This window comes from Arthrobacter sp. SO3, from assembly GCF_020532825.1.
In the GTDB taxonomy this organism is placed as follows: Bacteria; Actinomycetota; Actinomycetes; order Actinomycetales; family Micrococcaceae; genus Arthrobacter.
In genome coordinates this window covers 45,600-56,803 of record NZ_MQTS01000036.1, presented here as the reverse complement: position 1 = coordinate 56,803, position 11,204 = coordinate 45,600, and the positions used below count along the sequence as shown (strand labels likewise).

Annotated in this window: 10 protein-coding genes; 5 read left to right on the top strand and 5 right to left on the bottom strand. The window is 67.1% G+C overall.

The features are described from left to right. Positions 1-576, bottom strand: a 576-nt coding sequence (locus BJQ90_RS04165; protein WP_226759049.1) for a Gfo/Idh/MocA family protein, incomplete at its 3' end; no start/stop codon positions are given. 215 nt (positions 577-791) lie between these two features. On the opposite strand from BJQ90_RS04165, the gene BJQ90_RS04160 reads away from it, so the two are divergent. From BJQ90_RS04160 to BJQ90_RS04145, 4 genes are all read left to right on the top strand, one after another. Continuing rightward, positions 792-1,748, top strand: a complete 957-nt coding sequence (locus tag BJQ90_RS04160) for a carbohydrate ABC transporter permease (RefSeq protein WP_226759048.1) — start codon at positions 792-794, stop codon at positions 1,746-1,748. Positions 1,749-1,760: 12 nt separating this feature from the next. Next, entirely contained in the window at positions 1,761-2,714 is a 954-nt protein-coding gene (locus tag BJQ90_RS04155; protein ID WP_226759047.1) for a carbohydrate ABC transporter permease, read from the top strand. A 61-nt stretch (positions 2,715-2,775) separates the two neighbouring features. Continuing rightward, positions 2,776-4,113 carry an ABC transporter substrate-binding protein gene (locus tag BJQ90_RS04150; protein WP_226759046.1) on the top strand — a complete coding sequence of 446 codons (1,338 nt, stop codon included), beginning with the start codon at positions 2,776-2,778 and terminating at the stop codon, positions 4,111-4,113. 129 nt (positions 4,114-4,242) lie between these two features. Beyond that, complete coding sequence (locus BJQ90_RS04145) at positions 4,243-6,492, top strand: alpha-galactosidase (RefSeq protein ID WP_226759045.1); 2,250 nt, start codon at positions 4,243-4,245, stop codon at positions 6,490-6,492. An 83-nt stretch (positions 6,493-6,575) separates the two neighbouring features. On the opposite strand, the gene BJQ90_RS22665 is transcribed toward BJQ90_RS04145, so the two are convergent. Continuing rightward, entirely contained in the window at positions 6,576-7,640 is a 1,065-nt protein-coding gene (locus BJQ90_RS22665; protein ID WP_226759044.1) for a family 16 glycosylhydrolase, read from the bottom strand. A 373-nt stretch (positions 7,641-8,013) separates the two neighbouring features. On the opposite strand from BJQ90_RS22665, the gene BJQ90_RS04135 reads away from it, so the two are divergent. Then, positions 8,014-9,966 (top strand): ATP-binding protein, encoded by a 1,953-nt coding sequence (locus BJQ90_RS04135; RefSeq protein WP_226759043.1) that lies wholly within the window; start codon positions 8,014-8,016, stop codon positions 9,964-9,966. 59 nt (positions 9,967-10,025) lie between these two features. Here BJQ90_RS04135 and BJQ90_RS04130 read toward each other — a convergent pair whose 3' ends face one another. The 3 genes from BJQ90_RS04130 to BJQ90_RS04120 form a co-directional block, all read right to left on the bottom strand. After that, positions 10,026-10,373: a DUF202 domain-containing protein gene (locus BJQ90_RS04130; RefSeq protein WP_226759042.1), complete on the bottom strand. Its 348-nt coding sequence runs from the start codon at positions 10,371-10,373 to the stop codon at positions 10,026-10,028. 2 nt (positions 10,374-10,375) lie between these two features. Further along, on the bottom strand, positions 10,376-10,867 hold the full coding sequence (locus BJQ90_RS04125) for a YidH family protein (RefSeq protein WP_319004597.1): 492 nt from the start codon (positions 10,865-10,867) through the stop codon (positions 10,376-10,378). Positions 10,868-10,943: 76 nt separating this feature from the next. Further along, on the bottom strand, positions 10,944-11,204 hold a 261-nt coding region (locus BJQ90_RS04120; RefSeq protein ID WP_226759041.1), incomplete at its 5' end, for a TspO/MBR family protein.

The window sequence follows — 11,204 nt, the reverse complement described above, 5'->3', positions numbered from 1 at the left end:
GCCCAGGACCCCGCCGATGGCGTGGGTGGGGTAGAGCATGGGCGGGTAGCTGGCTGTTTCCTTCCAGCGCTCGCCGCCGCTGTACTGGTAGGCCTCGTAGAAGCCGAGGTCCATGTCGTGGACGTAGTCGCCTTCGGCATAGAAGATCCGGCCGAAGCTGCCGGCCGCGTGCTGGTCCCGCACGTAGACCGTCGCGGGGTTGTAGTAGCTGGTCTCGCCCATGGCGTACACCAGCCCGGTCTCGCGGACCGTCTCGATGATGCGGGCAATCTCCTCCTCGGTGATGGCCATGGGGACCGCCGAATAGACGTGCTTGCCGGCCCGCAGTGCCTGCAACACGAGCGGACCATGGGTCCAGCGCTGCGTGAAGATGGCGACGGCGTCGACATCGGAGGCCAGCAGGTCCTCGAAGCTGGCCATGGTGCCGTCCAGTGCCCACTGCCCGCGGGCAGCTTCGGCACGCTCCGGACGTTCGTCGACGGCGAATACCTGGCTGACGCCGGGGTGGAGCTTGAAGAGGTGGGCGAAGTGGCCGCCGAACTGGCCGACCCCGACAACCCCGATGGAAAACGTCATTGTTACCTGTCCCGATCTGCCCGGAGAGCCGGACGCTGTGCCCGCGCGGGCATCCGGCAACAGCGTCCCACGGACGATCTACTCGAGTCAATAGTTACTGACTGGTACAAGAAAAATGCCGTATTTCCCTGAACAATCTCTTGCCACCCCGAATCTACTCGTGTAGATTCGCTTCCAGCTGTTACCCACATCACACCCACCAGGAAGAGTCAACGATGACTACCATCACCAAACTTCCGGATCCCGTGGCTGGCGGATCCAAGCACCCCCAGCGCGGGAAAAATCCCCGGCCCGGCCGGGGACGCCGGCTCGGCGACCTGCGGATCGCGCTGCTGTTCATCCTTCCGGCCATGGTCGGCTTCGTCGCCTTCTTCCTGATCCCCACGATCCGCGGCATCTACCTCAGCTTTACCGAGTACAGCGTCCTGGGGGATCCCACCTGGATCGGCACCAAGAACTACACCGCGATCTTCGCGGACGAGCTGTTCTGGAATGCCATGGCCGTCACCGTCCAGTACGTCGGCCTGAACATCGGATTCCAGACCGTCATCGCCCTCGGGCTGGCGCTCCTGATGCACCGGGTGGCCAAATCCACGCTGATCCGGGGCGTCCTCCTGCTGCCGTTCCTCGTCGCCAACGTGATCGTCGCGCTGCTGTGGTTCTGGATGCTCGACTACCAGATCGGCATCGTCAACGAGATCATCAACTGGTTCGGCCTGCCCCGCATCGCCTTCTTCGGCAGCGAACAGTGGGCCATCCCCACCATCGCCGGCGTCAACGTCTGGCGGCACATGGGCTATACGGCCCTGCTGATCTTCGCCGGCCTGCAGTCCATCCCCAGCCATGTCTACGAGGTCGCGTCCCTCGACGGCGCATCCCAAACCCGGACCTTCTGGAGCATCACCATGCCGCTCCTGCGCCCCGTGCTGGTGCTGGTCCTGGTGGTCACCGTGATCGGGTCCTTCCAGGTCTTCGACACCGTGGCCGTCACCACCGGCGGCGGCCCCATCAACGCCTCCCGCGTCATCCAGATGTACATCTACCAGAAGGCCTTCGGTGAATCCGACTTCGGCTACGCCTCGGCCCTGTCCGTCATTCTCTTCGTCATTCTCGCCCTCGTGGCCTTCATCCAGATGAAGTTCCTCAAGGGCAACGAATCGGATCTGGACTAAGGAAAACCAGCCATGACAACCTCCGCACTCTCCCGCAAGACACCCGGCAGCAATCCAGCCAGCAAGCCCGCCCGGCAGGGCGTCCACAAGAAGCCCTTCAACTGGCGCCGCGCCGGGGCCTGGACCCTCGTCGTCGTCGCCATCATCGTCACGGTGGCACCGTTCCTCTGGATGCTCCGCACCGCGCTCTCCAGCAACGCCTCGCTCGCCTCCAACGCCAGCAACCTGCTGCCGGCGGACTTCAGCCTCGGCGCCTTCAAGCGGGTCCTCGGGCTGCAGACCCCCGAGGAGGCCATCGCCGAGGGCGGCTCCGGCGCCGCCATCAACTTCTGGCTGTACCTGCGCAACTCCATCATCTTCGCCTCCGTCACCACCGCCGGGCAGGTGTTCTTCAGCGCCATGGCCGCCTACGCTTTCTCCAGGCTCCGCTGGCCGGGCCGGAACGTGGTCTTCGGCCTGTTCCTGGCCACCATGATGGTCCCGCCGATCTTCACCGCCCTGCCCAACTTCCTGATGATCAAGAACCTGGGCCTGCTCAACACCTTCGCCGGACTGGCCCTGCCCTTCCTGTTCATGACGCCCTTCGCCATCTTCTTCCTGCGCCAGTTCTTCCTCTCCATGTCCCGCGAAGTCGAGGAAGCCGCCATGCTCGACGGCGCCAAGCACCTGCGGATCTTCTTCCAGATCGTGCTGCCCAACGCCGCCGCCCCGCTGGCCACCCTGGCCCTGCTGACCTTCATCGGCCAGTGGAACGAATACTTCTGGCCGCTGCTGGTGGGCCAGGACGAAAGCGTCCGCGTCCTCACCGTGGGACTGGGCGTCTTCAAATCACAGTCCCCGCAGGGCGCCCCCGACTGGTCCGGCCTGATGGCCGCGACCCTGATCGCCGCACTGCCCGTCCTCCTGCTCTTCATCGCCTTCGGCAAGCGGGTGGTCAACTCCATCGGCTTCTCCGGCATCAAATAACCGCCCGACCGACGCACCCGCACACCGCACAACCACCCTGCACAGCCCTGAAAGGTTCACCATGAAGAAGACCCTCGGCGCCGTCGCTGCCGCCGCAGCCATCGCCCTCTCCCTGTCCGCCTGCGGCGGTTCCGCCCCCGCCGCCGAAGCCAAGGGTGAAATCAACTACTGGCTCTGGGACGCCAACCAGCTCCCCGCCTACCAGCAGTGCGCCGACGATTTCACCAAGGCCAACCCGGACATCAAGGTCAAAATCACCCAGCGCGGCTGGGACGACTACTGGACCACGCTGACCAACGGCTTCGTCGCCGGCACCGCCCCGGACGTCTTCACCAACCACCTCTCCAAGTACCCCGAGTACGCGGCGAAGAAGCAGCTGCTTTCCCTGGACGACGCCGTTGCCAAGGACGGCATCAAACTCGACAGCTACACCAAGGGCCTGCCCGAACTGTGGGTCGGCCAGGACGGCAAGCGCTACGGCCTGCCCAAGGACTGGGACACCGTCGGGCTGTTCTACAACAAGGCCATGACCGACTCCGCCGGCCTCACCGCCGAGCAGATGGCGAACCTGGACTGGAACCCGCAGGACGGCGGCAGCTACGAGAAGGCGATCGCCCACCTGACCGTGGACAAGAACGGCGCGCGCGGCGACGAAGCCGGCTTCGACAAGAACAACGTCGCGGTCTACGGCCTCGGCCTCGCCGGCGGCGGCTCCGGCCAGGGCCAGACCGAGTGGAGCTTCCTGACCGCGACCACCGGCTGGACCCACACGGACCAGAACCCGTGGGGCACCAAGTTCAACTACGACGACCCCCGCTTCCAGGAGACCATCGCCTGGTGGGCCGGCCTGATCGAGAAGGGCTACATGCCCAAACTGGAAACCACCGTGGGCGCCAGCCTCGCGGACAACTTCGGCGCAGGCAAGGCCGCGATCAACACCACCGGCGACTGGCTGATCGGCCAGTACCAGAGCTACAAGGGCGTGGAAACCGCGTTCGCCCCCACCCCCAAGGGCCCCGAAGGCAAGCGCGCCAGCATGTTCAACGGCCTCGCCGACTCGGTCTGGGCGGGCAGCAAGAACCCTGCGGCCGCGGTCAAGTGGGTCGAATACCTCGGTTCCACCGCCTGCCAGGACGTCGTCGCCAAGAAGGCCGTCGTCTTCCCGGCCCTCACCAGCTCCTCCGAGATCGCCGCCAAGGCTTTCGCGGACAAGGGCACCGACGTTTCCGCCTTCACCACCCACGTCAAGGACGGCACCACGTTCCTCTTCCCGATCGCGGATAAGGCCGCCAAGGTGGACGGAATCATGAAGCCGGCCATGGACGCCGTCCTCGCGGGCAAGAAGCCGGCCAGCTCCCTCACCGAAGCCAACAACCAGGTCAACGCCCTCTTCAAGTAGGGCCCACCCGCCCCGGATGCCGCCGCTACCTCCTCGCGGCGGCGGCATCCGGCATTTCCCCCTTGAATTCCCTGCGACCCCGCGGCCCACGGTCCCGGACGCGCCCCGAACCACCGAAAGAGAACAGCCATGGATCCCCTGTACCTCCGCTCCGCCAGCACCAGCCTGGTGATCAGCTTCGACAGCGGAGAGGCCGAGGTCATCCACTGGGGCGCCGATCTGGGCCCCTCCCTTCCGGACCTGGCCATCCTCGGCGCCCCGGTCCCGCACTCCGCCGCCGACGCCGCCGTCCCCGCCGGGGTCCTGCCGCAGGCCTCCTCCAGCTGGCGCGGCCGCCCCGGCCTGCGCGGACACCGGATCGCTGACGGCGTTCCCGGCTACGACTTCTCCGTCCGGCTCCGCGTGGCGGAGGTGGCAGCGGACGGCGCCGGCGCCGTCGTCATCATCCAGGCGGACGCCGACGCGGGGATCCGCGTCTCGTCCGTCCTCACACTGCACGACGGCGGCCTGCTGGAACTGCGCCACACCGTCACCAACACCGGAACCTCGCCCTACCAGCTCGACGAACTGGCGACGGTGCTCCCGGTGGCCCCCGACGCCGTCGAACTCCTGGACCTGACCGGGCGCTGGTGCCGGGAACGCCACCCGCAGCGCCGTGCCATCCAGCAGGGCACCTGGGTGCGCAGCGGACGGCACGGCCGCACCGGCCACGACGCCTCACTGCTCTTCGCCGCGGGATCCGCCGGCTTCGGCAACCGCCACGGCAAAGTCTGGGCCACCCACCTGGCCTGGAGCGGCAACCACGAACAGTTCGCCGACAGCGCCGCCGACGGGCGGACCATGATCGGCGGCTCCGAACTGCTGGGCCCGGCCGAGGTCGTCCTCGCCCCCGGCGGCAGCTACACAACGCCCGCTCTGTTCGCCGCCTACTCGGACCGCGGCCTGGATGGCATCAGCGAATCCTTCTACGCCTGGTTCCGGAACCGGCCGCACCACGTGCTGCCAGCACCGGGCGCGCGTCCCGGCCTCTCCGGCGCCGGCAAACCGCGCCCGGTGGTGCTGAACACCTGGGAGGCCGTGTACTTCGACCACAACCTCGCCACCCTGATTCAGCTCGCTGATTCCGCCGCCGAGCTGGGCGTCGAACGGTTCGTGCTCGACGACGGCTGGTTCCGCGGCCGCCGCGACGACCACGCCGGCCTCGGCGACTGGTACGTCGACGAGTCGATCTGGCCGTCCGGACTCACGCCGCTGATCGACGCCGTGACCTCCCGCGGCATGGAGTTCGGGCTCTGGGTGGAGCCGGAGATGGTCAACCTGGACTCCGACATCGTCCGGGCGCATCCGGAGTGGATTGTCGGCCCCTCAGTGCAGAGTTACAAGGACGGCGGGCGGCTGCCGCTGGAGTGGCGCCACCAGCACGTCATCGACCTCGTCAACCCCGAGGCCTGGCAGTACATCTACGACCGCGTGGATGCGCTGCTGCGCGAAAATAACATCAGCTACCTCAAATGGGACCAGAACCGGGACTCGGTGGAGCACGGCCACGCCGGCCGTGCCTCGGTGCACCAGCAGACCCTCGCCGCGTACCGGCTCTTTGACGCGCTGCGGGCCGCGCACCCCGGCGTCGAGATCGAAAGCTGCTCCTCCGGCGGAGCCCGGGTGGACCTCGGCATCCTGGAGCGGACGGACCGGATCTGGGCCTCGGACTGCAACGACGCCCTGGAACGGCAGACCATCCAGCGCTGGACTGGGCTGGTGGTCCCGCCGGAGCTCGTGGGCGGCCACGTCGGCCCCACCACCTCACACACGACCGCCCGCACCCACGACCTGTCCTTCCGCGCCATCACCGCCCTGTTCGGGCACTTCGGGATGGAATGGGACGTGCGGCAGGTCCAGGGCGCGGAGCGCGAGGAGCTCAAGCGGTTCATCGGGATCTACAAGGAGCACCGCGGCCTGATCCACTCCGGCCGGATGGTCCGCGCCGACGTCGCGGATGACTCCCTGATGCTGCACGGCGTGGTGGCTGGTTCGGCTGGCGCCGCGGCCGGTCCTGCGGCTAACGGATCAGCCGGCGGCCCGGCCGTGCCGGGCTCGACGGCGGCGCTGTTCGCCCTGGTCAGCACCCGCACCTCAGCCGCGGAGCAGCCCGGCAGGATCGCCATCCCGGGTCTTGCCGCCGACGCGGACTACCGGGTGGAGGCGATCTTCCCCGACCCGGGCGACGCCGACTACGCCCGCACCTTCACCCAGGTCCAGCCGCCGGCGTGGCTGGCATCCGGGGCCACCGCGAACGGCCGTTTCCTGGCCGAAGTGGGCCTGCCTATGCCGGTCCTGAACCCGGAACACGCCCTGCTGCTGAAGGTCACCACGGCCTGAGCCCCGGGTCCCCGCCCATCGGTTGCGCCGTAACCACCCTGTTGACCGCAGTCACCGACGACCGGCCGCTATGCCGGGATCGGCTACTGCCAGGCCCGCACATAGTCCACCTTCATGCTGCCCCGCTCGCCGAAAACCTGCGAACCCACCGAAACGCCCACATTCAGGAGCAGATAATGGGGGCTGTTGCCGTCATTCGTGGCGTAGGAGTGAACGAGCCGGCCGTCATAGTAGATGTCGTTGGCTCCGGTCTTCCGGTGCAAACCGTACGTGTGGTACGCCCCGGCCCAGCAGGCGGAGTCCGGCCGGTTTTTCGAACCCTCCGCTGAGTGATAGACGCTCCACATATCACCGGCAAGGGCCTCCGCGATGTCGATTTCGCCGGTATGGGGAAACCGCTGCCCCGCTGTCCACCATGCCGTCCAGTTGTGGATCGTGCTGCTGCAGGTTCCCGGGAAGTAGATCCGCGCTTCGACGAAGCCGCTGGTGAACTCGAAGCCCACATGCCCGGGTACACCGTCCTTGGGATTGGTGGAGAGAAGTGCGCCGGACTCGGCATCGGTGAGTTGGAGAACTGCTTCGCCGTTGGCAACCTTCACGTTGCTCGAACAGGTCTTGACGTTGTTCATCACCGATTTGGGGTTGCAGTCATTGAACCAGTAAGGAGTCCAGGATGCTGTGTTCAGGGTCTCGAACTCATCGTCGAAGACCAGGTGCCACGAGCCGCGAACGCCGAGCGGAACCCGCCGCGTTGTGTCCAGGACCGGCGTGACGGCCAGCGAATCAGCTCCAGCGGGATTGCCGGAAGGTCCTTCGGCGGAAGTGTCTGTACCGTGGTCAGGAGGTGGCGCTTCCGTCGGGATGCCTGCCCCGCTCTCGGATGAAGGCGACTCCACCGGCACGTCAGCTCCCGGGGCGCTGGAGAGCGCGGGATCGACTGCGGCAGATTCTGATGCGGTGTTTCCCGAGCCAGAAGATGGCTGCGGAATGGGGAATGCAGTCTGAGCTGCACTTGCTGACAGCCCGGTAAGGATGAGAAGGCCGCACAGCCAGTGTATTGAGCGGCCCTTCGTGGAAAAACGACGCCCCGGGTCAGGGCCGGGACGGAATGCTGCCGTTGCGGTGGTCCCCTGACGGCCGGTGCCCACCCTGTGGCGCGCTGCGAGGGCTGGTTGCACGTTGGTCCTTCCATTTACGACCCGGCAGGCAGCCTGATCCTCTTCTTTCGGTTCAGGCTATAGGCAGGGCTGCGGCGGGGCAGGAGTGCCGGCTACTTATCTATTTGCCTACCTACTCGCGGATGGGCTCTCGGTTCGGCGTCTCGGATTACTTGCTTCGCGTCAGCGACTGAAGCTGGACAACCGAGCTCCAACGGCTGGTATCTCGGTGGATTTGTCTTCCCGCTGAGCCGCCGGTTTGCACCCCCGCGCCACGAAGCTCCCAACTGCTAGGCTCCAGCTATCGGCACCGTCCGGCGCCGATAGCTGGTGCAACAGCGGGGTTGCGAGTGAGGGAGACGCCATGACGGTTGCCGAAATCCAGGTGGACCAGCGCGTGATCGGGATTGACTCCCGTCGTTTCGCTTCCGTGGAGAAGGCGCTGGTGGAGCTGATCACCAACAGCGACGACAGCTACGCCCGGCTGGAGAAGACCGGGCTCCCGGTGACCGGCCGCATCCAGGTTGGCTACGAACGGCACCACACCGGCGCCGTGCTCATGGTAACCGACCAGGCGGAGGGCATGTCCTTCGAAGAGGCAGCCCGCATCCTCACCTACGGCGGCGCGCACAGCCCCCTCTCCCGCGGCGAGGGCAACGGCCGCGGGTACTTCGGCCGCGGCCTCAAACAGGCCATCTTCGGCCTGGGCCACGGCTGGATCGAGACCCTCAAGGACGGCCGGTTCACCCGCATCGACGTCTTCCGCGGTGAGAACGGCGGCTACCTCTACGATGACGGCGAGGAGGACCGCCGGGCGTTTCCCGCGGACTACGCCCGGCTCGGCATTCCGTTTGGCGTCCCCGGGACCGGCACCCGGGTGACAATCGTCGTCGACAATCCCCACGTGACCATCACCCAGCACGCCACCCTGCTGCAGTCCCTCTCGGACAACATCTACCTGCGGGACGTGCTGGGCCGCCGGAAGGTCGAGCTGGTGCAGGGCAGGCCGGGCGGCGGACCACAGGAAGCCGGGCCCAACGGCAGCGAACCTGTCCGCTTCGAGGAACCTCCGGCCATCCTCCTCCTCGGTCCGGAACAGCCGGGCAGCTTCAGCCACGAGGGGCAGGAATATCCGTTCACGCTCACGCTGAAGCGGGCGAAGGATGTGGAGCTGACACTCAAGGGTGATGAACGCACCAACGGGCTGGTGGTCCTGTCCGGGATGGCGGCGCTCGATTGCACCCTGTTCGAGTACGAGAACCAGGTGGGAACGGAGTATCTTTTCGGCTCCGTCCGCTGTGCGGCGCTGACCGAGATGCTGGGCCGCGGCAAGGCGGTCATCAGCGACGAGCGGGAGGGCCTGAACTTCAAGGATCCGTTTGTGGCAGCGTTCTCCCGGGCCGTCAGCGCCATGATCGGCGGCGCCGTGGAAGCTGAGAAGGAGAAACTCACGCACCTGGAACGGGCCACCACCTCCGGCCGCACCGCCGAGATGATCGAACGGCTGCTGCATCACATGAGCGAGGCGGCCGTCGTGGGCCTGGGCATCGAGTCATCCCCGGAAGCCGCCGGCCCCACCCCGGCGGAGGAGGAGCCGCCGGCCGCGCTGCGCTTCACGACACCGTTCTACTATCGGAAACCCGGGCACCCGTTCCACGTTGCCCTGCTGCTCGATGCCGGCCAGCTGCCCGACGGCGAACAGCTCACCTTTGAGCTCGGACTGCCGGCGACGATGCGGATTGAGCCGGCGCCCGTTGCTGTTCCGGTCTCAGCCCTGGCGGGCATCCAGCGGATCGAGTGGACCGTCACGGGGGAACTGCCGGGGGAGCGGGGTGAAATTACCGTCCGGGCCGGCGCCTACTGGGCGTGGTGTGAGATCGTGGTGGCCGAGCACGCCTCGCACCGAAGCGAAAGCCAGCCCCCGCACGCTGCTGTTGTCCGGCCCGCCGGCCACCCCGCTGGGCACCCGCTGGCGCACCGGGTGCCCCGGGACCACGGCGTGGATTTGTTCGTCGGCTACGAGTTCCGCAACCTGCACAACAGCGCCGACCGGGCCATCTACAGCGCCGCAGAGCGAAAAGTCATCATCAACACCGGCGCGCCCACCGTGCGGCTCTACGTCGATGGACGCGGGCGCTTCCGGGACTCCGCGCGGCTGCTGCTCGCCGAGCTCTTTATGGACGTGATCTCAGACGAGCTGGCCCGGCGCCGCATCGAACAGCACGGGCACTCGGGAGACCTCGACGCCTTCCACAGCGCCAAGCGGGACATCATCCGCCGTTACGGCAGCGACATCCATTTGTCCTTCCTGGGCTGATGCACGCTCCCGCATTGCCCCCGCGCCAGCAGTGCAGCGGCGCTAGTGTTGCCTCCGCGCTACCGCTGCAGCGGCAGGTACAAGACCGTGTAGATTCCCAGCCCGGCGAGGACCACAACGCTGCCGGCGATGGCCGCCGTCCCGCGGACATTCGCGGCCATCGCCGCCCCGCCGATGCCGCTGGCATGGTGGTGGTAGCGGCGTCGCTGCGTGAGGGCAATGCCCAGGGCGACCAACAGTGAAGCCGCCACCAGGGTGCCGACAAACCAGCCGTAGTGGGGCACCCAGCGCAGGAAGATGCAGGCAGCTGTGATCAGCGTAAAGGAGGTCCGCCGCCAGGCGAGGTCCGTACGCTCGGGCTGGAGCCCCGGGTCGTTGTGCACCACCGCGCGCTTGGTGTTTGCCATGGCTAGGCCGAGCGCCCGATGACAAAAACAATCAGCACGGCCGCGACCAGCGCTCCGCCGATGGCCAGGATCGGAGCGAGCAGAGGCGCCGGAAGCGGCTCCTGGCGCCGCATGGCCCGTTCCACGTTGAGCCAGCGGAAGAACGATCCGCCGCCGGTGACCAGCCCCAGCAGGAGCAACAGCACGGCGACGGTCTTGCGGAGTTCCGGGCCGAACAGTTCCGACGTGAAGGCCTCGACGGCGATGCCGCCGGCCACCATCGCCAGCGAGGTCCGGATCCAGGCCAGGAACGTGCGCTCGTTGGCAAGCGTGAACCGGGGATCCGGGTCGGTCCCGCCGCCCAGCGCCCGAGCCAGGATCCCCTGGCGGCCCCCGCCCTGGCCTGAATCTGCACCGGCAGCCTCCGTCCCGCTGCTGTCCCCTGCCGCGGTGATGCCGTCCGGTGCGCTACTGGCGCTGGGGGAGGTGTTGTGTGCCTTTTCGTATGCGCTCATGGTGCTTTCAGGATGCCACTCCACGGGAAAATTTCACATTCGGCCCCACCGCTTCGGGGCGGCTCAGTTGTTGTTCTCAGTTGTTTGCGGCCGCGTACAGGTTCAGGCTCGCCGAGAAGACCAGCCAGGAAATGTAGGGCAGCATGAGCAAGCCGGCGGTCCTGCTGATCGGCCCGAAGTGCAGGACGGCGGCTGTTGCTGTCACGGCGTGGGCTCCAATGACCAGCAGCGCCAGCCAGAGGGCGGCCGTCCCCAGCAGCGGGTACAGGCCGAAGAACATTAACGGCCACGCCAGGTTCAACGTGAGCAGGGCGCCGTAGGCCCTGAGCGGATCCCG